The sequence below is a fragment of the Pseudarthrobacter oxydans genome (assembly GCF_013314975.1).
In the GTDB taxonomy this organism is placed as follows: Bacteria; Actinomycetota; Actinomycetes; order Actinomycetales; family Micrococcaceae; genus Arthrobacter; species Arthrobacter oxydans.
This window is the reverse complement of record NZ_JABTYH010000002.1, coordinates 221,590-247,814: the sequence shown is the minus strand read 5'-3', so window position 1 is coordinate 247,814 and position 26,225 is coordinate 221,590. Positions and strand designations below refer to the sequence as shown.

24 protein-coding genes and 1 riboswitch are annotated in these 26,225 nt (G+C 67.6%); of the genes, 12 read left to right on the top strand and 12 right to left on the bottom strand.

The features are described from left to right. Positions 1–58 precede the first annotated feature (58 nt). A complete protein-coding gene (locus HTS88_RS02705; protein WP_174175209.1) occupies positions 59–709 on the bottom strand; it encodes an MBL fold metallo-hydrolase in 651 nt (216 codons plus the stop codon). A 179-nt stretch (positions 710–888) separates the two neighbouring features. On the opposite strand from HTS88_RS02705, the gene betT reads away from it, so the two are divergent. Genes betT through HTS88_RS02690 form a run of 3 tightly spaced genes read left to right on the top strand, consistent with a single transcriptional unit; the run spans position 889 to position 6,154 of the window. Next, positions 889–3,072, top strand: coding sequence for a choline BCCT transporter BetT (betT, locus tag HTS88_RS02700; protein WP_217432138.1), 2,184 nt, complete (start codon positions 889–891; stop codon positions 3,070–3,072). Continuing rightward, the gene (locus tag HTS88_RS02695; RefSeq protein ID WP_174175207.1) at positions 3,069–4,568 is read left to right on the top strand and encodes an aldehyde dehydrogenase family protein; all 1,500 of its coding nucleotides are present in this window, start codon (positions 3,069–3,071) and stop codon (positions 4,566–4,568) included. Before betT ends, HTS88_RS02695 begins: the two co-directional genes overlap by 4 nt. Before the next feature lie 5 nt (positions 4,569–4,573). Further along, positions 4,574–6,154, top strand: coding sequence for a GMC family oxidoreductase (locus HTS88_RS02690; protein WP_174175204.1), 1,581 nt, complete (start codon positions 4,574–4,576; stop codon positions 6,152–6,154). 59 nt (positions 6,155–6,213) lie between these two features. Here the strand turns inward: HTS88_RS02690 and HTS88_RS02685 are convergent, their stop codons facing one another. The 3 genes from HTS88_RS02685 to pulA all read right to left on the bottom strand — a co-directional run bounded on the left by HTS88_RS02685 (position 6,214) and on the right by pulA (position 11,034). Then, a complete protein-coding gene (locus tag HTS88_RS02685; RefSeq protein WP_174175202.1) occupies positions 6,214–7,206 on the bottom strand; it encodes an aldo/keto reductase in 993 nt (330 codons plus the stop codon). A gap of 64 nt (positions 7,207–7,270) precedes the next feature. Beyond that, complete coding sequence (locus tag HTS88_RS02680) at positions 7,271–7,909, bottom strand: nucleoside/nucleotide kinase family protein (protein ID WP_174175200.1); 639 nt, start codon at positions 7,907–7,909, stop codon at positions 7,271–7,273. A gap of 47 nt (positions 7,910–7,956) precedes the next feature. Beyond that, a complete protein-coding gene (gene pulA / locus HTS88_RS02675) occupies positions 7,957–11,034 on the bottom strand; it encodes a pullulanase-type alpha-1,6-glucosidase (protein ID WP_174175198.1) in 3,078 nt (1,025 codons plus the stop codon). 194 nt (positions 11,035–11,228) lie between these two features. Here pulA and HTS88_RS02670 point away from each other — a divergent pair, with 194 nt between their 5' ends. Next, the gene (locus HTS88_RS02670; protein WP_174175196.1) at positions 11,229–12,281 is read left to right on the top strand and encodes a LacI family DNA-binding transcriptional regulator; all 1,053 of its coding nucleotides are present in this window, start codon (positions 11,229–11,231) and stop codon (positions 12,279–12,281) included. On the opposite strand, the gene HTS88_RS02665 is transcribed toward HTS88_RS02670, so the two are convergent. The 4 genes from HTS88_RS02665 to HTS88_RS02650 all read right to left on the bottom strand — a co-directional run bounded on the left by HTS88_RS02665 (position 12,256) and on the right by HTS88_RS02650 (position 14,934). Further along, entirely contained in the window at positions 12,256–12,594 is a 339-nt protein-coding gene (locus tag HTS88_RS02665; RefSeq protein WP_174175194.1) for a DMT family transporter, read from the bottom strand. The two genes, HTS88_RS02670 and HTS88_RS02665, sit on opposite strands and share 26 nt — an antisense overlap. Continuing rightward, positions 12,594–12,917: a DMT family transporter gene (locus tag HTS88_RS02660; protein WP_104186470.1), complete on the bottom strand. Its 324-nt coding sequence runs from the start codon at positions 12,915–12,917 to the stop codon at positions 12,594–12,596. The genes HTS88_RS02665 and HTS88_RS02660 overlap by 1 nt, the downstream gene beginning before the upstream one ends. Before the next feature lie 9 nt (positions 12,918–12,926). After that, a riboswitch (guanidine-III (ykkC-III) riboswitch) is annotated at positions 12,927–12,992 on the bottom strand. Between the two features lie 143 nt (positions 12,993–13,135). Continuing rightward, complete coding sequence (locus HTS88_RS02655; protein WP_174175192.1) at positions 13,136–13,666, bottom strand: ferritin; 531 nt, start codon at positions 13,664–13,666, stop codon at positions 13,136–13,138. Between the two features lie 86 nt (positions 13,667–13,752). Further along, positions 13,753–14,934: an ROK family transcriptional regulator gene (locus HTS88_RS02650; protein WP_174175190.1), complete on the bottom strand. Its 1,182-nt coding sequence runs from the start codon at positions 14,932–14,934 to the stop codon at positions 13,753–13,755. Between the two features lie 127 nt (positions 14,935–15,061). Here HTS88_RS02650 and HTS88_RS02645 point away from each other — a divergent pair, with 127 nt between their 5' ends. From HTS88_RS02645 to HTS88_RS02620, 6 genes are all read left to right on the top strand, one after another. Then, a complete protein-coding gene (locus HTS88_RS02645; RefSeq protein ID WP_174175187.1) occupies positions 15,062–16,393 on the top strand; it encodes an ABC transporter substrate-binding protein in 1,332 nt (443 codons plus the stop codon). Positions 16,394–16,488: 95 nt separating this feature from the next. After that, the gene (locus HTS88_RS02640) at positions 16,489–17,307 is read left to right on the top strand and encodes a carbohydrate ABC transporter permease (protein WP_104186466.1); all 819 of its coding nucleotides are present in this window, start codon (positions 16,489–16,491) and stop codon (positions 17,305–17,307) included. Beyond that, a complete protein-coding gene (locus HTS88_RS02635) occupies positions 17,304–18,188 on the top strand; it encodes a carbohydrate ABC transporter permease (protein WP_174175185.1) in 885 nt (294 codons plus the stop codon). Before HTS88_RS02640 ends, HTS88_RS02635 begins: the two co-directional genes overlap by 4 nt. Positions 18,189–18,211: 23 nt before the next feature. Beyond that, positions 18,212–19,300, top strand: a complete 1,089-nt coding sequence (locus HTS88_RS02630; RefSeq protein ID WP_174175183.1) for an ABC transporter ATP-binding protein — start codon at positions 18,212–18,214, stop codon at positions 19,298–19,300. Further along, positions 19,297–20,661, top strand: a complete 1,365-nt coding sequence (gene ggh / locus HTS88_RS02625) for a glucosylglycerate hydrolase (RefSeq protein WP_174175181.1) — start codon at positions 19,297–19,299, stop codon at positions 20,659–20,661. Before HTS88_RS02630 ends, ggh begins: the two co-directional genes overlap by 4 nt. Positions 20,662–20,664: 3 nt before the next feature. Next, positions 20,665–22,008, top strand: coding sequence for a Gfo/Idh/MocA family protein (locus HTS88_RS02620; RefSeq protein ID WP_343044867.1), 1,344 nt, complete (start codon positions 20,665–20,667; stop codon positions 22,006–22,008). Here the strand turns inward: HTS88_RS02620 and HTS88_RS02615 are convergent. Next, positions 21,998–22,606: a HutD/Ves family protein gene (locus HTS88_RS02615; RefSeq protein WP_174175179.1), complete on the bottom strand. Its 609-nt coding sequence runs from the start codon at positions 22,604–22,606 to the stop codon at positions 21,998–22,000. The genes HTS88_RS02620 and HTS88_RS02615 overlap by 11 nt on opposite strands. Before the next feature lie 121 nt (positions 22,607–22,727). On the opposite strand from HTS88_RS02615, the gene HTS88_RS02610 reads away from it, so the two are divergent. Continuing rightward, positions 22,728–23,339, top strand: a complete 612-nt coding sequence (locus tag HTS88_RS02610; RefSeq protein WP_174175177.1) for a phosphoribosylanthranilate isomerase — start codon at positions 22,728–22,730, stop codon at positions 23,337–23,339. Positions 23,340–23,421: 82 nt separating this feature from the next. Further along, complete coding sequence (locus HTS88_RS02605; protein ID WP_104186460.1) at positions 23,422–23,823, top strand: YccF domain-containing protein; 402 nt, start codon at positions 23,422–23,424, stop codon at positions 23,821–23,823. 50 nt (positions 23,824–23,873) lie between these two features. On the opposite strand, the gene HTS88_RS02600 is transcribed toward HTS88_RS02605, so the two are convergent. From HTS88_RS02600 to HTS88_RS02590, 3 genes are all read right to left on the bottom strand, one after another. Further along, positions 23,874–24,260, bottom strand: coding sequence for a VOC family protein (locus HTS88_RS02600; protein ID WP_174175175.1), 387 nt, complete (start codon positions 24,258–24,260; stop codon positions 23,874–23,876). Between the two features lie 85 nt (positions 24,261–24,345). Then, positions 24,346–25,155, bottom strand: a complete 810-nt coding sequence (locus tag HTS88_RS02595; RefSeq protein ID WP_174175173.1) for a 2-phosphosulfolactate phosphatase — start codon at positions 25,153–25,155, stop codon at positions 24,346–24,348. Next, entirely contained in the window at positions 25,152–26,021 is an 870-nt protein-coding gene (locus tag HTS88_RS02590) for a DUF4031 domain-containing protein (RefSeq protein WP_174175171.1), read from the bottom strand. The genes HTS88_RS02595 and HTS88_RS02590 overlap by 4 nt, the downstream gene beginning before the upstream one ends. Positions 26,022–26,225 lie beyond the last annotated feature (204 nt).

Below are 26,225 nucleotides of genomic sequence, written 5' to 3'. Positions count from 1 at the left end.
TAGTTGTCCTTTAGACGCGTCATAAAGACAACTACGGAGCACTCGATGCGTTTAACGGCTACCAGCCGCGGGCACGCCACTCCTCGAGGTGGGGCCGTTCGGCCCCCAAGGTTGTCGGCTTGCCATGGCCCGGGTGCACCACGGCGCCATCCGGGTAGGCCCCGAACAACCGCTCGCTCACATCGGTGAGGAGCTGGTTGAACCGCTCCGGGTCCTTCTGGGTGTTGCCCACACCCCCGGGGAACAGCGAATCACCGGAGAAGATGTGCACGGGTCCTTCCGGGGCCTCATAAACAAAGGCAATCGAGCCGGGCGTGTGACCGCGCAGATGGACCGCCGTCAGCGAAAAGCCGTCCACGGCGACCGTATCCCCGTGCTCCAGGTTCCGGTCCACCGCAACCGGCAGCGCGCCGGCGTCGTCCGTTCCTGCAGCGGTGGGGGCGCGGGTGGCCTCCACGAGCTCCTTCAACGCCCGGACGTGGTCCCAGTGCTGGTGCGTGGTGGCGACCAGTCCCAACCGCGGGGCCGCGGACGTGTCCGCGGCACTGTCTGCCAGCAGCTGCCGAATGGCCGGCGCATCATCCGCGGCGTCGATCAGCACCTGTTCGCCGCTGGCTTTGGCAGTGAGCAGGTACACGTTGTTGTCCATCTCGCTGACCGAAATCCGGCGGATGGTGATGTCACGGAGGTCGTGAATGAGTGAGTCCATGGGCTTCAGTCTGGACTAGTGACCGGACTCATAAAAGTCGGCCCTTCGGGAAACGGCTTGGTAGCGTCGAAAACCAAGCCACAGTCACTCATGGTGCGGGCTGGGGTCTTTCGGCTGTGTCCGAAAGCCAATGAGCCGACGTCGTCCGCACCACAGCCTCAAAACTGGAATGGGACACGATGAGCCACAACGCAACGCCACCCGCGGCCACCGCGGGAGTAAAAAACGCTGATCCACAGTCGCAGCAACCACCGGGCGGGAAGAACTCCCCGGCCGCCGACGCCGGCCCCGAAGCCACCACCCGGGTGAACAAAGCCGTGTTCTTCGGCTCCGCTTTCGGGGTGCTCGGCATCGCCGTGTGGGCCATTGTTGCCAAGGACAACGCAGAAGCCGTGATCGGATCCATGGTGGGCTGGGTGTCCACCAACATGGGCTGGTACTACTTCCTGATCGTCACCGCGGTAGTGGTCTTCGTCCTGTTCGCCGCAGTATCCCGTGTGGGCAAGACCAAGCTGGGCCCGGACCATTCCAAACCGCAGTTCGGAATGTTCACCTGGGCGGCCATGCTGTTCGCGGCCGGAATCGGCATCGACCTGATGTTCTTCTCCGTTTCCGAACCCGTCAGCCAGTACCTGGCGCCCCCGCAAGGGGAAGGCGGAACCGCCGAGGCCGCCCGGCAGGCTCTCGTATGGACGCTGTTCCACTACGGCATCACGGGCTGGGCCCTGTACGCCCTGATGGGACTGGCGCTGGGCTACTTCTCCTACCGCCACAACCTGCCGCTGAGCATCAGGTCCGCGCTGTACCCCATCTTCGGGAAGAAGATCGAAGGCCCGATGGGGCATGCGGTGGATATCGCCGCGCTGCTCGGCACCATCTTTGGCATCGCCACCTCACTGGGCATCGGCGTCGTGCAGCTCAACTACGGGCTCAACTTCATGTTCGGCATCCCGGAGAACCTTGCCGTGCAGATCGGCCTGATCGCCCTGTCCGTGGTGATGGCCACTGTGTCCGTGGTGTCCGGCGTGGAAAAGGGCATCCGGCGGCTTTCGGAACTCAACGTGATCCTGGCCGTGGCCCTGATGCTGTTCATCCTCGCCACCGGCAAGACGAACTTCCTGCTGGACGGGATCGTCCAGAACATCGGTGACGTGGTGAGCCGTTTCCCCGCCATGACCCTGGACACGTTTGCCTATGACAAGCCCACAGAGTGGATGAACGCGTGGACCCTGTTCTTCTGGGCATGGTGGATTGCGTGGGCACCCTTCGTGGGCCTGTTCCTGGCCCGCATCTCCCGCGGCCGCACCATCCGGCAGTTCGTGCTGGGCACCATGACGGTCCCCTTCCTCTTCATCGTGCTGTGGATCTCCATCTTCGGAAACTCCAGCCTCGACCTGGTCATGGGCGGCAACATGGCCTTCGGCGACGCTGCCATGAGCCATCCGGAACGTGGCTTCTACAGCCTCCTGGCTGAGTACCCGGCTGTCCCCCTCACAGCGGCCGTTGCAACATTCACGGGCCTGCTGTTCTACGTGACATCGGCGGACTCCGGCGCCCTGGTGATGTCCAACTTCACCTCACACCTGAAGGACGCGGACTCCGACGGCCCTGAGTGGATGCGCGTGTTCTGGGCTGTGGCCACCGGGCTGCTGACCCTGGCCATGCTCACGGTCGGCGGGGTCACCACGCTACAGAATGCCACGATCGTCATGGGCCTTCCGCTGTCCCTGCTGCTGGTGTTCATCATGCTGGGCCTCTACAAGGCCCTCCGGGTGGAGAACTCGCTCAACGACAGCTACCGCGCCAGCCTGCCCGGCATCATCACGGGCCGCTCCAGCGACCTGCGCGGAGGACGCACCTGGCGGCAACGGCTCAGCCGCGCCATGAGCTACCCAGGGCGGAGGCAGACCATCCGGTTCGCTGAAACGGTGGCCGTCCCGGCACTGCAGGAAGTTGAAGCCGAACTCAAAGCACAGGGTGCGGAGACCGCGCTGACCGTCACCACCGTGGAGCCCTGCGGCATCCGCAGCATCGACCTGCAGCTGCCCATGGGCGAGGAGCGGGCCTTCAAATACCAGATCTACCCGGTGCAGTACGAGACGCCCAGCTATGCCACGCGCAGAGCTGATCCGGACGACCACTACTACCGCATGGAGGTGTTCTCCCAGGAGGGCAGCTACGGCTACGACCTCATGGGCTACACCAAGGAACAGGTCATCACGGACGTCCTGGACCACTACGAACAGCACCTTGAATTCCTGCACCTGAACCGTGCAGCCCCCGGAAACACCGTCCTGGTTGAGGACCAGGTGGCAAAAGACAACTGGGAATCCGACTTCGACATGCAGGAGGAAACGAAATGAGCAAGGCAACGCTTTACATCGGCGGGAGCTGGACCGCAGCGTCCGACGGCGGCACCCGGGACATCCATTGCCCGGCCGACGGCGGACTCGTGGGGTCTGTCTCGGAGGGGACCGCCGCGGATGCGGACCGTGCCGTGGAGGCGGCGAGGGCTGCCTTCGACTGCGGCGAGTGGTCCGGGAAATCAGCCCTGGAGCGGGGCACCTTCCTGGTCAGCGTCGCCACCCGGCTGCGGGAGCGCAAGGACGAGTTTGCCCGTGCCGAGACGCTGGACACCGGCAAGCGCCTGGTGGAAAGCGAGATCGACATGGACGACATCGCCAACTGCTTTGAGTACTTCGGCAAGCTTGCCGGCCAGGATTCAGGCCGCGTGGTGGATGCCGGCAGCGCCACGGTGGTGAGCCGGATCGAATACGAGCCCGTTGGCGTGTGCTCGCTGATCGCCCCGTGGAACTACCCGCTGCTGCAGGCCGCCTGGAAGATCGCCCCTGCGCTCGCCGCGGGCTGCAGCTTCGTCCTCAAGCCCAGCGAGCTGACCCCGCACACCTCCATCCTGATGATGGAGGTCCTTGCGGAGCTGGGACTGCCCGACGGCGTCGCGAACCTTGTGCTGGGCGACGGCAGGACCGTGGGCCCCGTCCTTTCCGGCCATCCGGAGGTGGACCTGGTGTCCTTCACCGGCGGCCTGGAAACCGGCAAGGCCATCGCCGCCTCGGCGGCAGCGTCGGTCAAGAAGGTGGCGCTGGAGCTGGGCGGCAAGAACCCCAACATCGTCTTCGCGGACGCCAATTTCGACGCCGCCCTGGACAACGCCCTCAACGCCGCGTTCGTCCATTCCGGCCAGGTCTGCTCGGCCGGCGCCCGGCTGATTGTGGAGGAGTCCATCGCGGAGAGGTTCGTGGATGAACTGGTGCGCCGCGCGCAGCAGATCCGCCTCGGCGGCCCGTTCGACCCGGACGCCGAGACCGGCCCGCTGATTTCCGCCGCCCACCGCGACAAGGTCACCGCTTACGTCGAGAAGGGCATTGCCGAGGGCGCCCGGCTGCGCTGCGGCGGTGCGTGGGGCGAAGGCGAACTCGAGAAGGGCTTCTACTACCTGCCCACCGTCCTGGACCAGGTCAAGAGCGGCATGTCCGTGGTGGTGGACGAGGCCTTCGGCCCCGTGGTCACCGTGGAAACCTTCACCTCCGAGGCGGAAGCCGTAAAACTGGGCAACGACACCCACTACGGCCTGGCCGGTGCCGTCTGGTCCCAGGACGCCGGCAAGTCCCAGCGTGTGGCCCGGGCATTGCGCCACGGGACCATCTGGATCAACGATTTCCACCCCTACCTGCCGCAGGCGGAATGGGGCGGGTTCGGCCAGTCCGGCGTCGGCCGTGAACTGGGGCCCACGGGCCTGGCCGAGTACCAGGAAGCCAAGCACGTCTACCAGAACATCGATCCGCAGGTGACCGGCTGGTTCGCGGACCACGCCGCCGCACCTGCAGGGAGGAACTAAGGCACATGGCAGCAAAGACGGAATTCGACTACATCGTGATCGGCGGCGGCTCCGCCGGGGCCGCCGTGGCGTCACGCCTGAGCGAGGACCCGGCCGTGGAGGTGGCCCTGGTGGAAGCCGGGCCCGATGACCGGAACCTTCCCGAGATCCTGCAGCTGGACCGCTGGATGGAGCTGCTGGAATCCGGCTACGACTGGGACTACCCCATCGAGGAGCAGGAAAACGGCAACTCCTTCATGCGCCACGCCCGGGCCAGGGTCATGGGCGGCTGCTCCAGCCACAACTCCTGCATCGCGTTCTGGGCGCCCCGCGAGGACATCGACGAGTGGGAGCAGAAGTTCGGCGCCACCGGGTGGAACTCGGACCTGGCCTTCCGTCTGTTCAAGCAGCTGGAAACCAACGAGGACGCCGGCCCCGACGCACCTCACCACGGCGACAGTGGACCGGTGCACCTGATGAACGTCCCGGCGTCGGACCCTACGGGCCGGGCCATGCTGGAAGCCTGCGAACAGTCCGGCATTCCGAAGGCGCAGTTCAACACCGGGGAAACGGTGATTAACGGTGCCGGATTCTTCCAGATCAACCGCCGCGCGGACGGTACCCGCTCCTCCAGCTCGGTGTCCTACATCCACCCGATCATGGACCGCGGGAACTTCACGCTCCTGACCGGGCTGCGCGCCAAGGAACTCACCTTCGACGCCGCCAACCGCTGCACCGGCGTCGCAGTGGTGGACAACGGATTCGCCAGGACGCATGAGCTCACGGCGCGGGCCGAGGTGATCGTTTCCACCGGAGCCATCGATTCCCCCAAGCTGCTGATGCTTTCGGGCATCGGCCCGGCCGCCCAGCTGGAGGAATTCGGCATCCCTGTCCGCGTGGACTCACCGGGGGTCGGCGAGCACCTGCAGGACCACCCCGAGGGTGTGATCCAGTGGGAGGCCAGGCGGCCCATGACGGAGACGTCCACGCAGTGGTGGGAGGCCGGCATTTTCACCACCACCGAGGAAGGCCTGGACCGGCCCGACCTGATGTTCCACTACGGCTCGGTGCCGTTCGACATGCACACGCTGCGGCAGGGTTTCCCCACCACGGAGAACGGCTTCTGCCTCACGCCCAACGTCACGCATGCCCGCAGTCGAGGAACCGTGAAACTGCGCAGCAAGGACTTCCGGGACAAGCCCAGGGTGGACCCCCGCTACTTCACCGACGCGGACGGCCACGACATGCGTGTGATGATCGCCGGCATCCGCAAGGCCCGCGAAATTGCCGCGCAGCCGGCGCTGGCTGACTGGGTGGGAACCGAGCTGTACCCCGGCCCGGACATCCAGAGCGATGAGGAGATCACCGACTACATCCGGAGGACCCACAACACCGTGTACCACCCCGCCGGGACTGTCCGGATGGGCGCGGCCGACGACGGGATGTCACCGTTGGATCCCGAACTGCGCGTCAAGGGCGTCACGGGGCTGAGGGTGGCTGACGCGTCCGTCATGCCGGAGCTGACCACCGTGAACCCCAACATCACCACCATGATGATCGGCGAACGCTGTGCCGAGCTGGTCCGGGAAGCACGTTCCGCCTCCTGACCTGACGCGTGCCGAAGGGCGGCCCCCTGGGGGGCCGCCCTTCGGTGTCGTGTGAGGCTCTATTCGCGCCCTTCGGACACCCACGTGGGATCGGCTGAGCGGGAACCGACGACGGCGTCCGACGCTTCGCCGAGCGCGTCCAGGTGCGCCGGGGCGAGTTCCAGGTCCAGGGCGCCGAGGTTCTCGTCTATCCGGTGGGCTTTGCGGGTGCCGGGGATGGGGACGACGGGCAGCCCCAGCCTCCTGCCCTGCGCGAGCAGCCAGGCGAGGGCAACCTGCGCGGGCGTCGCGCCCAGGCTGTCCGCCACGGCCTGCACCGTGTCCACCACCGCCCGGTTGGCACCGGCGGCATCGGGTGCGAAGCGGGGGATCCGGCGGCGGAAGTCCTTCTCGCCCAGGCTGGAGGCGTCCACGGTGCCGGTGAGGAATCCCCGGCCCAGCGGCGAGTACGGCACAAAACCGGTTCCCAGGGCGGCAGCGGCAGGAACGACGTTGCGTTCCACGTCACGGCTCCAGATGGACCACTCGCTCTGGACCGCCGCAATGGGGTGCACGGCGGTGGCTTCCTCCAGCTCCTGGGCCGTTACTTCGGACAGCCCCAGGTGCCTGATTTTGCCCTGCTGCACCAGCTCCGCCATGGCTCCCACGGTTTCCGTCAGGGGAACGCGGAGGTCGCGGCGGTGCATGTAGTAGAGGTCGATCACGTCTGTGCCCAGCCGGTGCAGGCTGCGGTCCACGGCCTGGCGGATGTAGGCGGCGTCGCCGCGGATGTCCGTGTAGCCGTCCGCCGGCGTGCCCACCAGCCCGAACTTGGTGGCCAGCTGGACCTCGTCCCGCCGCTCCTTCAGAAGCTGGGCGACCAGTTCCTCGTTGCTGCCCCCGCCGTAGATGTCCGCAGTGTCGATGAAGGTGACACCGGAGTCGACGGCGTGGTGCAGCGTGCGGAGCGCGTCCTCCTGGTCCACCTCCCCGTACACGGGCGTCAGGGCCATGCCGCCGAAGCCGAGCGGGCTGGCAGTGAGTCCGTCTCCGAGGGTTACTACGTGTGCCATCAGTTCTCCTGGTTCCTCGCCGTGACCGGCGCCGTTTCGAGATGCCGTTGGTAGTGGCAACTTCCTAGTGCCAGGGAATAATCCTGCTGGCCGCCGGACGGGTGGCCTCGATCAGCACGGCGTTGGCCTGGTCCGGGCCGGCTGCCCACGCTTCCGCCGCGGCCCGTTCCATTCCGAATGAGATGTGCCGTTCCACCAGCCGGTTCAGCCGCAGCGCCGGGGGTACATCGACAAACCAGACCTCATCCAGCTGCGCCCGGATGTCCTTCCACGGTTCCTGCTCAAACAACAGGTAGTTGCCTTCCGTGATCACCAGAGGGACTTCCGCGGGAATGGCGATGGAGGCCGCCACCGGTTCATCGAGGGTGCGGCGGAACTCCGGCGCGTATACCACTGCCTCGTCCCGCCGCACCAGGCGGCGCAGCAGCGAAAGGTACCCGCCGGCGTCGAACGTGTCGATGGCCCCCTTGCGCTGCCGCAGCGGCGTGCCCTCAATGATGGTGTTGCCCAGGTGGAAACCGTCCATGGGCACCACCACCGCCTCACCGGGCCCGAACTGCTGCTGCAGCCAGGCAGCGAACGTGGACTTTCCGGCGCCCGGTGCCCCCGCGATGCCCAGCAGTATCCGCCGCCCGACACCCGGCGCGCCGCGAACGGCATGGCGCAGCCCGGCGACGGCTGCGGAGATCTCGGGGGAGTCCATGGCAAAAGCCTAGACTGCCCGGGAAACCGTTGGGCTGCCTCGCGGGCCTAGCCGAGCTGGAACACCGCCACGGTGCGGGCCGGAACGGTGAAGGTTCCGGTCGCGGGATCGTGCGCGGCCGTCTTGACCACAGGATCGGTGCCGCCGGACTGGACCGGGTGCAGGCCGTAGGACGCGCCTGCCGTGGCGGCCACCGTCTGGCTGACTGTGTCATCGGCGGCGTTGAAGACCACCACCAGCCCGCGCAGGTCCTTGTCCACATCCGGGCCCACGGAGTCGTCGATGTGCATGACCACCACGCCCGGAGCCTGTCCGGGACCGCCGTCGGGGAAGGACACCTTCTGCTGGACCAAACCGGCCTCGCCGAGGTGGAACAGCGGCGTGCTCTTGCGGATCTGCAGGAGCTCAGCAGCCCGGCCGCGCGCCTCAGCGATGTCGCTGGTGGCCGGCTTCTGTGAGGGGTCTGCCAGCAGCGGGCGCATGTAGCCGTACTTGTCCTCATTGTCCGCCTTGGGCGGCAGTCCCCGGCCGAAGCCATTGGTGCCGTCCGTGTGGTCCATGATGTTGAACCAGTCGCCCGAATCGTAGCTGTTGCGGTCCAGGGACTTGCTGCGCAGCGCTTCGCCGCCCGCGTGCCAGAAGGAGATGCCCTGGCCAAAGGCCGTGGTGCTGAGGGCAAGCGTCTGCATCCGGGTCCGCTCCGCCATGGGGGTGTCCTGCGGCAGCTTCAGCGCAAGGGCGTCGAAGAGCGTCTCGTTGTCATGGGCCTCCACATAGGTGACGGCCTCCTGCGGGTCGCTCGTATAGCCTGCGGGAGCACCGTTGTACGGCACGTCCGCCCCCGTGACGGTGGCGCCGGTGCGGTCCACGAAGGAGTAGTCCTTCAGGTTGCCTGTCAGCCCCACCTTCACCAGGTCCTGGGCCAGCAGGAGTGCTTCCTTCTGCTGTTCCGGGGTCCCGTTGGCAGGGGAGCTGTTCGGGTCCGTATAGAGTCCGGACGCGAAACCCTGGACCCGGGGGTCGGGGTCGAAGGGGCCGCCGCCGCGCACGGCATCGCGCAGGCGGTCGTTGAAGGTGCCGATGCCGGTGCCGGCCATGTTTTCCTGGGTGGCCTGGACGAACCGGGCGTTGTTGGCCACCTCGCCGAAGTTCCAGCCCTCCCCGTACAGGGTGATGGCCTTGCCGTCCACGCCGTCCTTGGCCAGGGTCAGCTGGTCCAGGGCCGCCCGGACGTCCAGCATGTTCTGCTTCGAGTGGTGGCCCATGAGGTCAAAGCGGAAGCCGTCCAGCTTGTACGTCCTGGCAAGCGTCACCAGGGAATCGATCATGAGCTTGCCCATCATGGTGTTCTCGGTTGCCGTGTTGGCGCAGCAGGTGGACGTCTCAAGGGACCCGGTGCCGGGGTTCAGGCGGTGGTAGTAGCCCGGAACGATGCGGTCCAGGTTGTTGCTCCCGGACTGTCCGGCACTCGAGGTGTGGTTGTAGACCACGTCCTGGATGACCCGCGCGCCGGAGGTATTCAGGGCAGCCACCATCTCGCGGAATTCGGTGATCCTGGTGGCGCCGTCGGGATTGGTGGCATAGGAGCCCTCCGGTGTTGTGTAGTGCAGGGGATCGTAGCCCCAGTTGAACCCGTCCCTGGCTGCAGTCTCCGCGACGCAGGCCTGCTGCTCCTCCGAATCCGCGGGCAGGGCGGCGAGGTCGCAGGCCGGTTCGAGCTGCTCGCTGCGCCGTTCCTCGATGGTGCCGATGTCATTGACCGGGAGCAGGTGGACTGCGTTCATCCCGGCGTCCGTAAGCTCGCGGAGGCGCTGCATGCCGTTGCTGTCGGTGTCCGTGAAGGCCTTGTAGGTTCCCCGGTGCGCCTCCGGCACGGTCTCATCCGTGATGGAGAAATCGCGGACGTGGAGTTCGTAGAGGGAGAGGTCCTCGGGCTTGGTGAGGGTCGGTTTCTGCAGCTTCTTCCAGCCCTCGGGGGCCAGCGCCTTGTCCTCCAGGTCCACGAAGAGGCTGCGCCCGGAGTTGGCGGACAGGCCCACGCTGTAGGGGTCGGTGACCAGGTTCCGTTCAACCTTGCCGGTTTCCGGAACAAAGACCTCCACCTCGTACAGGTAGTAGGCGCCCTTCCAGTCCTTCTCTCCGGTCATGGACCAGACGCCGTCCCGGGACGGTTCCATGGGGCGGCTGGAGACGGGGTCGCCGCCGGAGCCTGATGCGTAGGTGTGGATGGTGACGCTGCGCGCCGTGGGCGCCCACAGGGAAAGCTCCGGCCGGTTGCCCTTCCAGCCCAGCCCGAGTTCACGCCCCGCCGCGTCCTGGTAGAGAGCGTCCAGGACCCCGGGGACCTGGACTCCGGTGGCGGCGGTGACCTGGCCGTCCGCACCGACGGCGGCAACGAGCAGCTGGCCCTTCAGCAGTTCCTTGGCCCGCGCTGCGTCGCCTTCGGCCAGCCGCAGGGAGGCGAATCCGGAGAGGTGGGGATACTTGGCTGCCAGTCCCGCATCCAAGGTCTGGTTCGTCTTCTCAAGTGGTACGTAGCTGCCGCCGGTGACCTGGCCGTCCGCCACAGCCAGGCCGCCGTCGGGCGCGCTGTAAAGCCGGTAGGTGGTTCCCTCCGCCGCCGGCGCCTGCCACGCGATGGTGTCCGCCGACAACCAGTGCGCGCCAGCCTCGGCGCCGAGGGCATCGGGGACATTGTCCGTGAGGGTGTGGCTGGCGTGGTCGTAGGTAAAGGTCACAGGCCCGCCCGGGGCGTTGAGCACCAGGTCGCCGCCGCCGGCAGCGCCGCCTGCGCCGTAGTTTTCATCCCATGAATTGTTCAGGGCAACCTTCATCCCGTAGGTGCCCGCAGGGATATCGAACGTGGCGCGGTAGAGCGAGGCGGAGCCCTCCACCGGCTGCAGCCTGCTGGCCGCGCAGTCGGGTTGCCAGTCCCCGGGGCAGCCGATCTCGGACTGCAGCGAACCGACGAGGGCCACGGCCTGCGGCACAGCGGTGTGGTCCGCGGAGGCCGGGAGGGCGAGGCCGCCCAGCGCCAGGGGAGTGGCGCAGGCTGCCGCCAGGGCGGCTGCCAGTTTTCTGTTGAGCGCAGGCGGTGGCCCGGCCGGTAGGGATTTGTGGGACATGGAAGACCTTCCTTGGAAACGCCCCGAACGGCAACGGTGGGGAGCGGGGTGTCCCAAGAGCCTAAGTTTCGCCTCCTACGCACGTCAACGGTTTGCTGAAAATTTCACGCTTTATTTTCATGCCACGTGTACTCCTGTGTCCGTACACTGGGAAGCACGAGACCTCCGGAATGCTGTTCCGGCGAAGGAGCACCATGAGTATGACCGGGAGCGGGACGGAAACCGCCGCGGCCGAGCGGCCGAAACTGGAAGACCTTGCACGGAAGGTCGGCGTCAGCATCGCCACGGTGTCCCGGGTGGTCAATGGGCGGAAAGGCGTGTCCCGGGAGGTGCGCCAGGCCGTTCTCGCTGCCATGGACGATCTCGGGTACGAGCGGCCCGACCGCACCCGCAGCGCAGCCAGGGGGCAGGTGGGAATCATTGTCCCCGACCTCACCAACCCGATTTTCCCGGCCATCGCCCAGGCGGTGGTCTCCCTCCTCTCCCAGGAGGATTTCATCCCCGTTATCTGTGCGCTGCCCGGCGGAGGCCGTTCAGAGGACGAGTACATCGAGATGCTCGTGGCGCAGGGGGCAGCCGGCATCATCTTCATCTGCAGCGCCCACGCGGACGGCCAGGCCAGCCTGGAGCGCTACCACCGGCTGCGCGGCCGGGGCATCCCGTACGTCCTGGTCAACGGCCCCCGCCCTGAGCTCGGGGCGGCCTCGGTGTCCAATGACGACGCCGCCGCGATCAGGACGGCGGTCCAGCACCTGGCCAGCCTGGGACACCGGAAGGTGGGGCTTGCAGTCGGCCCGCACCGCTTCATTCCCAGCCGGCAGAAACTGGCAGGTTTCCGGACCGCGCTTGCGGACTATCTGGGCGTCGACGATCCCGCACCCCACACGGCCACGAGCATGTACACGGTGGAGGGCGGCCAGAGCGCGGCCAACGAGCTCCTTGACTCCGGCCACACGGCGATCGTGTGTGCATCCGACGTCATGGCGCTGGGGGCCATCCGCGCGGCACGGGCCAGGGGGCTGCGGGTGCCTGAGGACGTATCCATCGTGGGCTTTGACGACTCGACTCTGATGGCCCTCACAGATCCGCCGCTGACGACGCTCCGCCAGCCGGCCGCCGCGATCGCCCACGCTGCAGTCCATGCGCTCGCAGCCGAAATGGCCGGTGAGCAGTCCACGCGCTCGCCGGTGGTCCTGGGGTCCGACCTTGTCCTGAGGGGTTCTACCGGTCCTGCGGCAGCGCCTTGAGGCCGGCGGCGCAGCCAACGATCCCGGCAATGAACACAACCTTCAGCACGCTGAAAGGCTCCACGCCGGTGGCCATCGCCCAGCCCACCGTCAGCGCGGCGCCGATGCCCACCCACACGGCGTAGGCGCTGCCCAGCGGGATGGAGCGGATGGCCCAGCCCAGGCCCAGCATGCTCAGGGTTGCCGTCACGGCGAAGACAATGGTGGGGACGGGCTGGCTGAACCCGTTGGACAGTCCCAGCGCGGTGGCCCATACGGCTTCGAGGACGGCCGAGGCCAGTAGTACCAGCCAGGGGAGTGAACGCCGCAGCATTACGCCACCACCTTCAGGCCAACCACGCACACAGCGATGCCGGACAGCAGGAGGAGGCGCGCCGCCGTCGGGCGTTCCACCTTGGTGACGATGGCGTAGGCGGAGGTGAGCACCACGCCCACCCCGACCCACACGGCGTAGGCGGTACCGGTGGGGATGGACTGCATCGCGATGGCCAGGCCGCCCGTGCTCGCGGCGACAGAGACCAGGAAGAGCGCGGCGGGGGCGAGGCGCTTCCGCCCCGAAGCCTGGAAAGCGCGGTGCAGGGATGCGGCCCAGACTGCCTCGAGCGCCCCGGAGAGAAGAAGTATTAACCACGACATGGCAGATCCTTTGGCCAGTCTTGTCGCGTTCCGGGTACTGAACCGTCGTCCGGAGGCTCAGGTGCGGAGCCTTGGTTTCCAGAGTAGCAACGCACGACGGCGGCGGGCAGGTTTGGTGCCCAACCTCACCAGGTGCCCTCCCGCCCAACTAGGTAGCAGCAGATGCTCTTTTGGGGGCTCAATCCGACATCTGCTGCGACCCAGTTGGGCCGCGGCGGTTAGAGCGCCCCGCCGGCAGCCTCGGGGGCGGAGGAGTCCCGGCCGCCGTCACCGATGGTTTCGCGGGCAATGAAGTTCTCGATATCGAACAGGTTGTCCGCGCGCTCTGCGATGTTCAGCAGGGTGGTCATGGACGCCACTTCCTCCACCTGCTCCTTCAGGAACCACAGCATGAACTGCTCGCCCAGGGCATCGTTTTCGCCGCGGGCAGCCCGGAACAGGTCCTCGATGTTGCGGGTGACTTCCTTTTCCTGCTGAAGTGCCAGGGCCAGCGGCTCGGTGACGGAGGCAAAGTCGTTCCGGACAGCCGGAACGCCGGGAATGGTGAAGGGGATGTCCCGGTCAAGCATGTACTGCACCATCATCATGGCGTGGTTCCGTTCCTCCACGGACTGGCGGTAGAAGTAGCGCGCCAGCTGGGGGAGGTCCTGGTTGGCGAACCAGGTGGCCACGGCAATGTACTGCTGCGACGCGGTGAACTCGTTGCCGATCTGGGTGGACAGGAGTGCATTGAACGATGAAGTGGTCATAGCCCGAGTCTAGGGACGGCCCGGGTGGGCCACCAGTGTGGAAAGGCTCTGCTTCTGCAAGGCAAGGCTGCCCTGTGACAAATTGCTCAGCCGGCCCGCTGCGCCAGCAGCTGTTCCACCCGCTCCGGCGCGTAAAGGCTCTCCTCCACGAGCTTGCACAGTCCAACAGCCGTGGCCGTCCGGCTGTCCGCGGCGACAACCTCAAGGTCCACCAGGGAAGGTTCAAAGGCGTCGTCGAGGATCTGCTGCCGGCAGGCCGCCAGGAAATCCGGAAGCACGCCCACGAGTCCGCCCACTGCGATCCGGCCGGGATTCAGCGTCCCCACCGTCGCTGCGAGGGCGCGCCCCAGTACCCGCCCGGCTTCCGTGACGGCGGAACGCACGGCGGGATCGCTGCCGCACGCATCAACGAGCCGGCGCAGGGTGCCGTAGCCGGCAAGTTCCGGTGCCGCGAGGAGCGCGCGTCCTGACGCCGCCGCCGCGAGGCAGCCGTCCCGGCCGCAGCGGCAGCGGCGGCCCGCGGCCTCGGGAATCCGCACGTGCCCGATGTCCCCGGCGGCACCGTGGGCGCCGCGGACCAGGGCTCCCCGCACAATGATGCCGGAGCCGACGCCGGTGCTGACCTTCACTGCCACGAGGGACTCGAGCGGCTCCCGGACCTCGCCGACCGCCATCGAACGGGCGTCATTTTCCAGCAGGACCGGGCAGTCGAGCCTCGCCTCCATGACGTCCTGCAGGCGCTGCAGGTCCCAGTGGGCGAGGACGGTGCGTTCCAGGCCCAGCCGGTGGAGGGGGTCCACCGGGGCAGGCAGCCCCACTCCTGCTCCCACCGGCTGCCGCCCGTCGAGGAGCCGCAGGGACTCCTCGATGACAGCGCCGGCCACGCCTTCCTGGGGCTGGCTGATCTGGATTGGCAGCCGGGCGGAGGCCACGATGTCCCGGCCCAGGGACAGGAGGTGGATGCTGGCGTGGGTGTGCCCGATCTCGATCGCGAGGACCAGCTTGTTGCGGTCATCGAAGCGGAGGGCCCGGGGCGGCCTGCCGCGCTGGGAGCGCAGCGGCGTGGATTCATAGACCAGGCCCGCAGCGAAAAGGGCGTCCAGCCGCTCATAAAGGGTGGACCGGGCCATGCCGGTAATGTCCAGCAGGTCCGCCCGGCTGTATCCGGCGGTGCTTGACCGCAGGAGCTGGAGGACGTGGCCGGCGCTGGTGGCAGGACCCGCGGGAGGTTGGCCTGAGCCCCCGACGAGCGTCCTCTGCTGGGTCATCCTGCCCGCTTCCTTTGCGTAGGTGGCCTGCCCGCGCCGCGGCCTGGCCATTGACGTGGTCTAGATCACACAATTATGATCGATCACCAGACAAAAATACTATCTGCCCTCGCAGCAGGAGGTTCCAATGTCGGATCTTGCCCACCGTGACCTCAGCCGGCGGACCATGCTGAAGGGAGGGTTGATGGCCCTGGCCACCGGCCCCCTGCTGGCAGCCTGCGGCGTGAACACCAGCGGGAGCGGAGGGGAAGGGTCGGTCAACTTCCTTTCCACCCAGTTCTCCCCCGTGGAGGAGAGGCAGAAATATGAAGCCACGCTGAAGAAGTTCGCCGGCGATATCCAGGTGGCCTACAACCCCGTGGACACCGGCATCTTCAACACCACCCTGAAGTCCCAGCTTGCCGCAGGGAAGGTTGAAATAGGCATTGCAGCGGGCCTGCACAGCGACCTCATCCCCTTCGCGTCCCAGTTCGAGGACCTCAGCTCCCTGACCAGCGACCTTTCGTCTGCTGGCTATTCCGATGACCTGCTGGAGCTGGCAAAGCTCGGAACGGATTCTCCCCGGTACATCCCCTGGATCCAGGCGACGTATGTGGTGGCGGTCAACAAGAAGGCGCTGGAGTGGCTGCCGTCTGGCGCCGACGTCAACAACCTCACCTACGAAAACTTCCTGGCGTGGGCCCAGGCAGCCAAGGCGGCGAACGGGGGGCGCCCTGTGTTCGGCATTCCCGCCGGGCCGAAGGGCCTTCACCACCGCTTCTACCAGGGCTTCCTGCTCCCAAGCTTCACCGGCGGGCAGATCACCACGTTCCGCAACGCCGATGCCGTCACCGCCTGGACGTACATGCGCGACCTGTGGGCCAACATGAATCCGGCCTCCGCCAATTACGACTTCATGCAGGAGCCGCTGGGCAACGGGGAAGTCCTGGTGGCGTGGGACCACGTGGCACGCCTCATCAACGCGGTCCAGGACAAGCCCGACGACTGGCTGATGGTGCCCGCCCCGTCCGGTCCGAAGGGCAAGGGCTACCTGCTCGTCGTCGGCGGCATGGCCGTCCCCCAGGGTTCGCCGGAAAAGGACAAGGCCTTCGAGCTGATCAAGGCATTGTCGAAGCCGGAGGCGCAAATCGAGACGCTGAAGTCCAATGCTTTCTTCCCGGTGGTGGAGGCGGATATTGGAAGCGACCTCCCGGGCGGTATCGCCCTCGAGGCCAAGGCCGTCAAGGCGCAGCAGGAAGCTCCGGACGCCATCCTTGCGCTCCCGCCGGTGGGCCTGGGCGACAAGGACCCGCAGGTCTCGCAGCTGTTCAAGAACTGCTTCCAGGAGATCTGCCTGAACAACGCAGACGTCAAGGCGACGCTGGACCGCCAAGGGGCGGAGCTGGCCAGCATCATGGACACGCTGAATGTTCCCTGCTGGGCCCCGGATCCCGACGCTGACCAGTGCAGGGTTGCGTGATGGCTTCCCCGGACGCACCCGCTGCCGTAAGGCCCCGGCCCCGGCCCGCAAGGCCGCGCGGCCGGCCGCCGCGGAGGAGCGGAACCTCGGCGGCAATGCTGCTGATTGCCCCGTCCATCGTTTTCATGACCCTGCTGTTCGGCTGGCCCATGGTCAGCGGCATCCTCCAGGCGTTTGGCGGCCCGGAAGGACTGACGACGGCGAATTTCACCCGGATGGCGCAGGACCCCTACTTCTGGTCTTCAGTGGGCAACACCCTGCTGCTGATCGTGGTGATGATTCCGATCCAGTTCGTCCTGGCGCTGGCCATGGCCCTGCTGATCCGGGCCAAACCGCGCGGGTCCTCGGTGTACTTCTATATCTGGGCCATCCCCCTGGCGGTCAGCGACCTTGCCGCCGGCCTGGTCTGGCTGACGGTCTTCACGGACCGCGGGTACCTGAACTCCGTGCTTGCCTCCGTGGGCCTTGAGCCGGTCTCGTGGCTCGCCTACGACAACTACGCCTCCATGTTCATGGCCGTGCTGATCGCGGAAGTCTGGCGGGCAACGTCGCTGGTGTTCGTGATCGTCGTTGCCGGGCTGCAGTCCATCCCCAAGGACTATGAGGAGGCGGCCGGCGTCTTCGGGGCCGGCTTCTGGGACCGGCTGTGGCACGTGACCCTGCCGTTGCTGCGTCCCAGCCTCCAGACCGCACTGATCCTGCGGACCATCCTGGCCTTCCAGACCTTCGCGGTGGCACTGGCACTCACCGGGCAGAACTTCCCGCTGGTGGTCGGCGAGACCTACCGCTGGTACACCGGGCTACAGGACGCCAACGTGGCATCGGCCCTGGCCCTGGTGGTAATGGCTGTGTCCATGGTCACCGCCGTCGGATACCTCAAGCTCCTGAAAGACCAGTCGGAGGCCCCGCGATGAGCCACGCCACCACCAACAAGGCAACGGCCCCGGCAGACCGCCCAGCGCCGGAGGTGGACCGCAGGCCGCTGGCTAGACGGCGCCGGAACCGGATCCTGCTCCAGGTGGGCTGCATCCTCATCACGCTTTTCATGGCGCTGCCGATCTACCTGATCGCCCTGTCAGCCACCTCCAGCAGGGCGGCCCTGCAGGAGTTCCCGCTGAGCTTCATCCCGAACAACTTCTCCCTTGAGACCATGCAGACGTTCCTGCAATCCACGGGCATCCTGGGCGGCCTCATCAATTCCGTCCAGGTGGGCATCTTCACGCTCCTGCTGTCCCTGATCATCGGCGTCCCGGCCGGTTACGCGGTGGCGCGTTTCGCCTTTCCCGGCAGGGACCCGTACCAGCTCTTCCTGCTCTTCACCCGGGCCCTGCCCATCGTGGTGCTTTCCGTGCCGCTGGCCCAGCTCTTCCTCCAGACCGGGCTGTATGACAGCGTCCTGGCCGTCGTCCTGCTCCACACAGCACTGGCACTGCCCACCACCATCCTGATTACCTCCTCGGTGTTCCTGGGTGTGCCGCGCGACGTCGAGGAAGCCGCCCGCATCTTCGGCTGCAGCCCGGTGCAGGCCTTCCTCAAGGTGGTCATGCCCATGGCCATCCCGGGCATCGCGGCGGCCTCGATCTTCACCTTCGTGATGTCCTGGAACGAGGTGCTGGGAGCGTCGATCCTTACCCTGAACCAGCGCACCCTGCCGGCCCAGGTCCTCAGTTCCCTCGCCGAGTCACCGCTGGCCTACCGGTTCGCCGGCGGCTTCCTGCTGGTGATCCCGGCACTGATCTTCATCTTCTTCATGCGCCGCTACCTCACCAACATGTGGGGCTCCACCATCCGCTGAGTGCGTTCCAGAGAGGCTGTTCCATGGCTGACATCTCGATCAAGGGTCTCAAGAAGACCTACCCGGGCAGCACCGAGCTGGCCACCAACAACGTTTCCCTTGATGTTGCCGAGGGCGAGTTCATGGTGCTCCTGGGGCCTTCGGGCTGCGGAAAGACCACCCTGCTGCGCATGGTGGCGGGACTGGACTTCCCGGACGAGGGAAGCATCTCCATTGGCGGCAGGGACGTGACTTACCTGCCGCCGCAGGACCGGAACCTGTCCATGGTGTTCCAGTCCTACGCCGTCTTCCCGCACCGGAAGGTCCGCACCAACATCGGGTTCGGCCTGGTCATGAAGAAGGTTCCCCGGGACGAACTGGAGAAGAAGGTCGCGTGGGCGGCGGACCTGCTCCAGCTGACCCCCTACCTTGACCGGTATCCCGCCCAGCTGTCGGGCGGGCAGCGGCAGCGCGTCGCCGTCGCACGCGCCATCGTCATGGACGCCGACGTCCTGCTCATGGACGAGCCCCTGTCCAACCTCGATGCGCTCCTGCGCCTCGACTTCCGGGCGGAGCTGAAAAAGATCGTCCAGCAGCTGGGCTCCACCACCCTTTACGTCACCCATGACCAGGTGGAGGCCATGAGCCTCTCGGACCGGGTCGCCGTGATGAAGAAGGGGCAGATCGCCCAGCTGGGCCACCCCATCACGGTCTATGAGGAACCCGCAGACCGGTTCGTGGGAGGGTTCATCGGTTCACCGCCCATGAACTTCCTGGAGGGCCGCGTCACCCAGCAGGGCGCCCTGGAAGTCGCCGGCCAAAGTACCGAGGCCCCCGAATTCCTGGCCCGCTCCGCAGCCCGGTCCGGCGGCCTTCCCGTGATGGTCGGAATCCGGGCGGAGAACATCTATCTCGAGGACCGCGGCACGCCGGGAACCCTGGACGCCACCGTGGAAGTGGTGGAACCGCTGGGACACGCCACGCTGCTGACCATGGACCTGGGCGGGCAGACCATCAAAGTGCAGGTGGCCTCCACCGTGCGGGTCTCCTCGGGGGAAAAGGTGGGGCTGCGCTTCGATCAGGCTGCAATCCGGTTCTTCGACACGGAAACCCAGCTTGGATTGACGGCATGAGCCAGGCGCCGGAAGGGAACAGCGGAGACAGCTATCCAATCCGCACCCTTGAGGAACTGGGGAGCCGGGCAAGGGACGTCCTGGCAGCCAACGACATCGGCACCATGGTCACGGCGGCGCCGAACCTCTACCCGCACATGTGGAGCTGGGATGCCGCCTTCGTGGCCACCGGCCTCTCCACCGTGAGCGTGGCCCGCGCCCTGCAGGAGCTGGACTACCTCGTGGCCGCGCAGTGGAAGAGCGGGATGATCCCGCACATCGTGTTCTCCGACGTCCCCGGCTACTTCCCCGACGTGGACCGTTGGGGGACCCGCGGCGTTTCGCCGGAGGGCGTGCAGTCCAGCGGGATCTGCCAGCCGCCGGTCCACGCCACCATGCTGCGCCGCATCGTGGAACGCGCGACGGCGGCCGGCGGCGAGGATGCCAGGCTCGCGGAGGAATTCACCCGGCGGACCCTGCCGCACTGGATCGACTGGCACGCCTGGCTCCGGAGCGCCCGCGGCGGGGACGGCTCGGGCCTGCTCACCATCTACCACGGCTGGGAGTCCGGGATGGACAACTCGCCGCGTTTCGACGGCCCGTACTCCAGGGTCCAGCCCGGCAACATGGAGCCCTTTGTCCGCACGGACACGCTCAAGGTCACCGACCACAGCCAGCGTCCCAGCGACGAGGAGTACAGCCGCTACCTGTGGCTGGTGCAGCAGATGGCCGACGTGGGGTTCGACGACGCCCGGCTGCCGGCGGTGATGTCCTTCCAGGTCAAGGATGTCTTCATGTCGGCGATCTTTGCCGCGGCCAGCGAGGACCTTGCCGTGCTGGCTGAACAATTCGGCCTGCCCGAGGAAGCGCCCCAGCTGCGGCAGTGGGCCAGGGAATTCCGCGACGGCGTCGACGCGACCGTGAATGCGGAGACCGGACTGGCGCGGGACAGGGATGTGCTGACGGGCGAATGGATTGGACCGCCCACCATCGCCGGGTTCGCACCCCTGGTTTCCACCGCGGACCAGGCCCTCCTCGACAGGCAACTGGAGATCTTCGAGGGGCCGGACTGGACCGGAGACCCTCGCCTGGCCTTCCCGCTCCCGGCCTCCACGTCCACCACGTACGAAGGATTGAAGCCCCGGCAGTACTGGCGGGGACCGGTGTGGCCGGTGATGAACTGGTACCTGGCCCACTGCCTGCGCAGGCGCGGCGACGGGAAGCGCTACCACCAACTGCGCGAGGCCTCCCTCGCCCAGCTCATGGAGGGCCACTTCGGTGAGTACTACGAACCCTTCACCGGTGAACCGCTGGGCAGCATGGACCAGTCGTGGACAGCGGCCGTGGCACTGGAATGGCTTGCCGATCCCGGGAACGGCTGACCCGTGGGCGCCCTGCCGCAGGGGCTCCCCGTAAACGACGGCGACAGCGCGGCCGGCAGGCACGCAGGCACGGTGCGCCTCCTCATCGCCGGCGCCGGAGCCAGGGGCGCCGCGTACGCCCGCCTCGCCGCCGCCACCGGCCGGGCCACCGTGGTGGGCCTTGCCGAGCCGCGCGCCGAGCTGCGCGGCCCCCTGGCGAAGGAACTCGGTGTCCCGGACAACGGGGTTTTCGACAACTGGCAGGCGATGCTGGCCGGCCGCCTGCCCGCCGACGGCATCATCATCGCCACACCGGACCGTGAACATGCGGGCCCCTTCGCAGCAGCCGCAGCCCACGGCTACCAGATCCTCCTGGAAAAACCCGTCGCCGCCGACCCCGCAGGCTGCGCCGAACTTGACCGCCTCAGCCGTGAAACCGGCACCAGGGCAACGGTCTGCCACGTGCTGCGCTACACCCCGCTGACGGCACTGCTCAAGCAACTCCTGGCCGGCGGGGCAGTTGGCCGCATTATCTCCGTCCAGCACCTGGAGCCCGTTGGGTTCTGGCACTTCGCGCATTCCTACGTCCGCGGGAACTGGCGCCGCGAGGAGAAATCAAGTCCGTTCCTGCTGGCCAAGTGCACGCACGACGTCGACTGGCTCTCCTTCATCATCGGCAGCAGGCCCCTGCGGGTATCCTCCTTCGGGCAGCTGGCCCACTTCCGTCCCGAGGGGGCGCCGGAAGGCGCAACCCGGCGCTGCACCGACTGCCCGGCTGAACCAAGCTGCCCCTACTCCGCACTGAAGATCTACGGCGCCGGGCGGCCATCGAACGGCGGCAGGCCGGACCCGGCACGGGCGTACTTCGCCGACGTCGTGGATCCGGGTGGCACCCCCGAATCACTGCTGCACGCCCTGGCCACGGGCCCCTACGGCCGCTGCGTCTATTTCTCGGACAACGACGTCGTGGACCACCAGGTGGTGAACATCGAATACGAGGACGGCACAACCGCCGCGTTCACCGCCACGGCCTTCACCGCCGCGGGCCCCCGGCGGACCCGCATCTTCGGCAGCCACGGAGAGATCACCATCGAAGCCGGAGCCATCTCCGTCTACGACTTCCTGACCGGATCAACAACTGTCCACCCCGTGCCCGCCGCCGTGCCGCAGGTCCGGGGCGAAAAGCACGAAGGCGGCGACCGCGGCCTCATCTCCGCCTGGGTTGCGGCGCTCGCCGGCGGGGACTGGTCAGGAGTGGTGTCCGGACTGGACGAGTCCCTGGTCAGCCACGCCGCCGTCTTCGCCGCCGAGGAAGCGCGCCGGAACCATGCCGTAGTGGACGTCGGGCGCTTCAGCCTCAGCCAGTAATTTCATCGATGGACACAACGGCCAGGAAGCCGCGGCCCAGGACCTCCGGGGAACCGCTGTCCGAGCCCACCACTGCGTCGTAGCGGTCCAGGGCCACCGGCCCCAGCGCCCCGGACCCGGCAGAGGCAGCGCCAGGGGCGGCAGGGGAAGAGGCAGTCGCCTGGCCCTGCAGCAGGACGCCCAGTTGGCCGGCGAAAAGGGGATGGGCCCGTTTCTTCGAGAGCTCAATGATGGACGTAAAGCCCTTGTACTTCCCGGCCCGGGTGATGACGTTGAGGTTGCGGACGTCCCCCGTGGGGAGGGCGCAGGTGGTCTCGGCCCCGCCGGGGAACCGGAACGCGCGGTACTTTTCGAGGGGATGTTCAGCGCCATCCACGGTAAGCAGCAGGAGCTCGCCTTCAACCACGGTGAGCACCCGCTCCATTCCGGGAAACGGCGAGAACTCCCCGGCCTTGCCCACCTCGGCGATGCTGACCCGCCAGTCCCACCCGCCGTCGTGTCCGGAGCCGACGCCGGAATGGCCCGCGATCTGGCGTGTTACCCCACCGCCGTTGCGCCACGGTTCAGGTTTAAGGTCGGCAAAGCGGATGATCTCCATCTGTTCAGCCTAGTTGCCCGCCCGGCGGCGGTGTGCAGGCGGCAGGGTGTCGGCAGCTCCCATCCTTCCCTGCTACTCTCCTCCGGGGGGACAACACGAAAACAGCCTGAAGGAGCCGGGAATGTTCGTCAAAGTGTGTGGTCTCAGCACGCCGGAATCTGTTCGCGAAGCGGTGGCCGCGGGAGCGGATGCGGTGGGTTTCGTCCTCACCGCCAGCCCCCGCGTGGTCTCGCCCTCGCAGGCATCGGCCCTGCTGGCCGAGGTCCCGGAACGGGTTTTGCCGATCGGCGTATTCCGCGACGAGCCCGTTGTTGACGCCGTGGCCATTGCCCGCGCCGCCGGGCTGGAATGGATCCAGCTGCACGGCACGCGCACCCGCGAGGACGTTGCCACCGTGCACGACGCCGGGATGAAGCTGGTCAGGGCCGTCACCCTGAGTGCCACGCCCGAGGAACTGGAGGACTGGGGCGAGGACCTGCTCCTGATCGACGCCGCCGTTCCCGGTTCTGGCGAGGCCTGGGACTACGGTTCGGTGGCCGGCCTCCCTGCCCTGCAGGGACGCAGCTGGCTGCTGGCCGGCGGCCTGGACCCGGAGAACGTGGGGAAGGCTTCAGCTGCCGCCCACGCCTGGGGCGTGGACGTTTCCTCCGGTGTTGAGGCATCCCGCGGTGTCAAGGACCTGGCCAAGGTCCGCGCCTTCGTGCATGCGGCGAAAGCCGAGTCCACGGTCTAGGCGATGCGGCGGGAGCCGGTTCAGGGGCGCCTCAGGGAAGTCCCTGAGCTGTGTGCCGGCGGACGCAGGGGACAATGGATGAATGAAGACACTGCTCAACATCATCTGGCTGGTTTTTGGCGGGTTCTGGCTCGCGCTCGGATATTTCGCTGCCGGTGTCATCTGCTGCCTGCTGGTCATCACCATCCCGTGGGGCATCGCCTCGTTCCGGATCGCCGCCTATACCCTCTGGCCCTTCGGCCGGACCGTGGTGGACAAGCCCGGCGGCACCGGCGTCTTCCCGCTGCTGGGGAACGTGATCTGGCTCCTGGTGGCAGGCGTCTGGATAGCGATCGGGCACGTGGTCACCGCTTTTGCCATGGCGGTCACCATCATCGGCATCCCGCTGGCCATCGCCAACCTGAAGCTCATCCCGGTGTCCCTGATGCCGCTGGGCAAGCAGATCGTGCCCACCAGCCAGCCGTTCGTCTCCACCTACCGGTAGACGGACACGCGTCGGCCTGCCCGTAGACGGGCACGCGTCGGGCAACCAGCTCAGCCGGCAGCCTCGTCCGGCCGCAGGGCGCGCAGCACGCAGAACTCGTTGCCGTCCGGATCAGCCATCACCACCCAGGTAACGTCCGGGCCCTGGCCCACGTCCACGCGCATGGCGCCCAGGCCTTCCAGCCGTGCCACTTCCGCGTCCCGGTCCTCGGGCCGGAGGTCCAGGTGCAGCCGGTTTTTGGCCTCCTTGCGCTCGGGCACCCTAAGGAACAGCAGGTCCGGGACCACGCCGTCCTCCGGGCTGCCCGCCGGTGGTTCGAGCACGATTTCATCGTCTGCCTCGTAGGTCCGACGCCAGCCCAGGGCCCGTTCCCAGAAGCCGGCAGGTACCTGCGGGTTGGTGGAATCGATGCAGAGGGCCTGGATGCGCACAGTCATCCGAGCAGTGTTGCACCCGGGCGCGGCAGCCGTAAAGGTTCAGCCGGAGAAGCCCCGCACCACCGGTCCCGGCGGACGGCATTCGTCAGCGCGGACTGAACACCCCGTTGACCAGGAGGGCCACGGCGTCGCTGTCGTCCAGTTCGGCGGCGATATCGACGTCCGCCCCGTAGCCGCCGCCGGCCAGCTCGCGGCCGCTGGAACAGCCGTGGAGCATCTCGCGGAGGCGCGGCTCGGCGGCTTCAAAGGCGGCCATGGCCGCTACAGCCTCCGGCGAGTAGCCGTGCCGGCCGTCCTCCGGCTCGTACCCGCCCTTGCCCGCGGCCACCAGGCCGGCGATGAACGCGCCCGCGCCGATCTGGTCCTCCACGGCTGGCCGGAGTCCGCCGCCGGGCCAGCGCTCGCCGGCGGCAATCACTGCGATGACGGCATCCGCGGGGAGGTTGGCGGCCACCCACTCGGCGGTGGCGGCAGCGTTGCGGAGGCTCACGGCGGCCACCAGGGGGACTTCGCGGGCCAGTTCGTGGCAGAGCGCGGAGCCGTTGGGCGACGGCAGGACCACCCGGTCCAGGGATGCCGCGGCCCGGAAGCTTGCGGGGGAGAGGCTGAGTCCGCCCCCGTCGCGGGGACCTGCCAGGTGCGCGCCGTGGCGTGCGGCGAAGTCCTCAGCGCCGGTGTCCTTCCACGGAAAGGGGAAAACTTCCGCTCCGCGGTCCAGGGCGACGCTGACGCAGGTGCTGAAGGACAGGACGTCCACCACCACGGCAAGGTCCGCGCCGGACGCTACTGTCCTGGCGCCGTCGAGCCCCCACTCCATCCGGACGGCGGAGGGCAGCTGCCGGTGCGCCGCGCTTGCCGTCATGGTGTGGCGGGGGTTGGAGGTGGATGCGTTCACGCCAGTTCGCCTTTCAAGTTGCGGTGCGCGGCATCCAGCCACAGCTCCCGTGCCCTGCCGCTGTGGAACAGCGGGTCCAGTTCCAGCAGGCGGCGCACGACGGCGGTGCGCCCGGCGGCGAAGTCAGCGTCGCCAATGTGCGCGTAATCCTGGCGGACGGCCGCAACGTACCGCGCGTACTCCCCAGGTTCCCCGCCAAGGACGGAGAGGTCGGCGTCGCAGAGGAGGGCGCCGTCGTCGTCCCCTTGGTCCGGGCGGTGGTCCGAGGTCAGCCGGACCAGCCGTCCCACCTCGCACACCTCAGCCTCCGGAAGGCCTGCCGCCTGCAGGCGGTCTTCGGCGAGGCGGGCGGACTCCTCCTCGTCCTGGCCGGCCACCCCGCGGTAGACGGCGTCGTGGAACCAGGCCGCCAGCAGGACCGTGCGCGGCGGGTCGGCGGGATCGGTGAGCAGGTCGAGGGACTCGAGGACGGACAGCAGGTGGGTGCAGCCGTGGTACCGGCGGTGCGGCTCGCTCCACCGGTCCAGGAGGTCCAGGAAGAGGGCGTCGTGGCCGGGCATCACGGCGTTCCAGCGGTTCAGCAGCGGAACCTTCAACGACTTGTTCCGCCGGCGCGCGGGGATGCGGAGTCCGCTGGCGATCAGCGTGCGGACCAGGATCCGGGCTTCGACCGGAACGGCACCGGCAGCCACCAGGTCATCGAAGCGGCGCTCCGGGACGTCGTAATGGTCGCCGTCGAACGCCCGCTCGGGGATGCCCGCCGCGGCTGCGAACAAGTGCAGCTCCTCCAGTGACTCATCCGAAACGAGGTGGGAGAAGTGGGTTCCGTGCGCAGGCCACAGCGGCGGGTCGATGAAGATGGCCATGGGGGAAGTCTAATTGGGCCCGAACCCGCGGAGGGGGTGCGCTCCCGCCCGGTTACGTGGTGGCGGCGGCCGGTTTCCGCCCCGACCCGCCGTCAGCTCCGGCGTGTCCGGGCAGGCAACCGGGCAGGAGCGCACGCCGGGCCGGAACCAGGCAGACTCCGGGCGCCCGCCGGAGTGGCGTCCGCCGCCCAAGCCGCGCCGGAA

Bases quoted from the DNA above. Each gene is read 5' to 3' on its own strand.
- HTS88_RS02630 (WP_174175183.1), top strand. From the start codon at position 18,212: ATGGCTGACATCTCGATCAAGGGTCTCAAGAAGACCTACCCGGGCAGC.
- betT (WP_217432138.1), top strand. From the start codon at position 889: ATGAGCCACAACGCAACGCCACCCGCGGCCACCGCGGGAGTAAAAAAC.
- HTS88_RS02590 (WP_174175171.1), bottom strand. From the start codon at position 26,021: ATGGCCATCTTCATCGACCCGCCGCTGTGGCCTGCGCACGGAACCCAC.
- HTS88_RS02635 (WP_174175185.1), top strand. From the start codon at position 17,304: ATGAGCCACGCCACCACCAACAAGGCAACGGCCCCGGCAGACCGCCCA.
- HTS88_RS02705 (WP_174175209.1), bottom strand. From the start codon at position 709: ATGGACTCACTCATTCACGACCTCCGTGACATCACCATCCGCCGGATT.
- HTS88_RS02695 (WP_174175207.1), top strand. From the start codon at position 3,069: ATGAGCAAGGCAACGCTTTACATCGGCGGGAGCTGGACCGCAGCGTCC.
- HTS88_RS02615 (WP_174175179.1), bottom strand. From the start codon at position 22,606: ATGGAGATCATCCGCTTTGCCGACCTTAAACCTGAACCGTGGCGCAAC.
- HTS88_RS02685 (WP_174175202.1), bottom strand. From the start codon at position 7,206: ATGGCACACGTAGTAACCCTCGGAGACGGACTCACTGCCAGCCCGCTC.
- HTS88_RS02645 (WP_174175187.1), top strand. From the start codon at position 15,062: ATGTCGGATCTTGCCCACCGTGACCTCAGCCGGCGGACCATGCTGAAG.
- HTS88_RS02650 (WP_174175190.1), bottom strand. From the start codon at position 14,934: ATGACCCAGCAGAGGACGCTCGTCGGGGGCTCAGGCCAACCTCCCGCG.
- ggh (WP_174175181.1), top strand. From the start codon at position 19,297: ATGAGCCAGGCGCCGGAAGGGAACAGCGGAGACAGCTATCCAATCCGC.
- HTS88_RS02655 (WP_174175192.1), bottom strand. From the start codon at position 13,666: ATGACCACTTCATCGTTCAATGCACTCCTGTCCACCCAGATCGGCAAC.
- pulA (WP_174175198.1), bottom strand. From the start codon at position 11,034: ATGTCCCACAAATCCCTACCGGCCGGGCCACCGCCTGCGCTCAACAGA.
- HTS88_RS02665 (WP_174175194.1), bottom strand. From the start codon at position 12,594: ATGCTGCGGCGTTCACTCCCCTGGCTGGTACTACTGGCCTCGGCCGTC.
- HTS88_RS02605 (WP_104186460.1), top strand. From the start codon at position 23,422: ATGAAGACACTGCTCAACATCATCTGGCTGGTTTTTGGCGGGTTCTGG.
- HTS88_RS02690 (WP_174175204.1), top strand. From the start codon at position 4,574: ATGGCAGCAAAGACGGAATTCGACTACATCGTGATCGGCGGCGGCTCC.
- HTS88_RS02660 (WP_104186470.1), bottom strand. From the start codon at position 12,917: ATGTCGTGGTTAATACTTCTTCTCTCCGGGGCGCTCGAGGCAGTCTGG.
- HTS88_RS02610 (WP_174175177.1), top strand. From the start codon at position 22,728: ATGTTCGTCAAAGTGTGTGGTCTCAGCACGCCGGAATCTGTTCGCGAA.
- HTS88_RS02670 (WP_174175196.1), top strand. From the start codon at position 11,229: ATGAGTATGACCGGGAGCGGGACGGAAACCGCCGCGGCCGAGCGGCCG.
- HTS88_RS02600 (WP_174175175.1), bottom strand. From the start codon at position 24,260: ATGACTGTGCGCATCCAGGCCCTCTGCATCGATTCCACCAACCCGCAG.
- HTS88_RS02680 (WP_174175200.1), bottom strand. From the start codon at position 7,909: ATGGACTCCCCCGAGATCTCCGCAGCCGTCGCCGGGCTGCGCCATGCC.
- HTS88_RS02640 (WP_104186466.1), top strand. From the start codon at position 16,489: ATGCTGCTGATTGCCCCGTCCATCGTTTTCATGACCCTGCTGTTCGGC.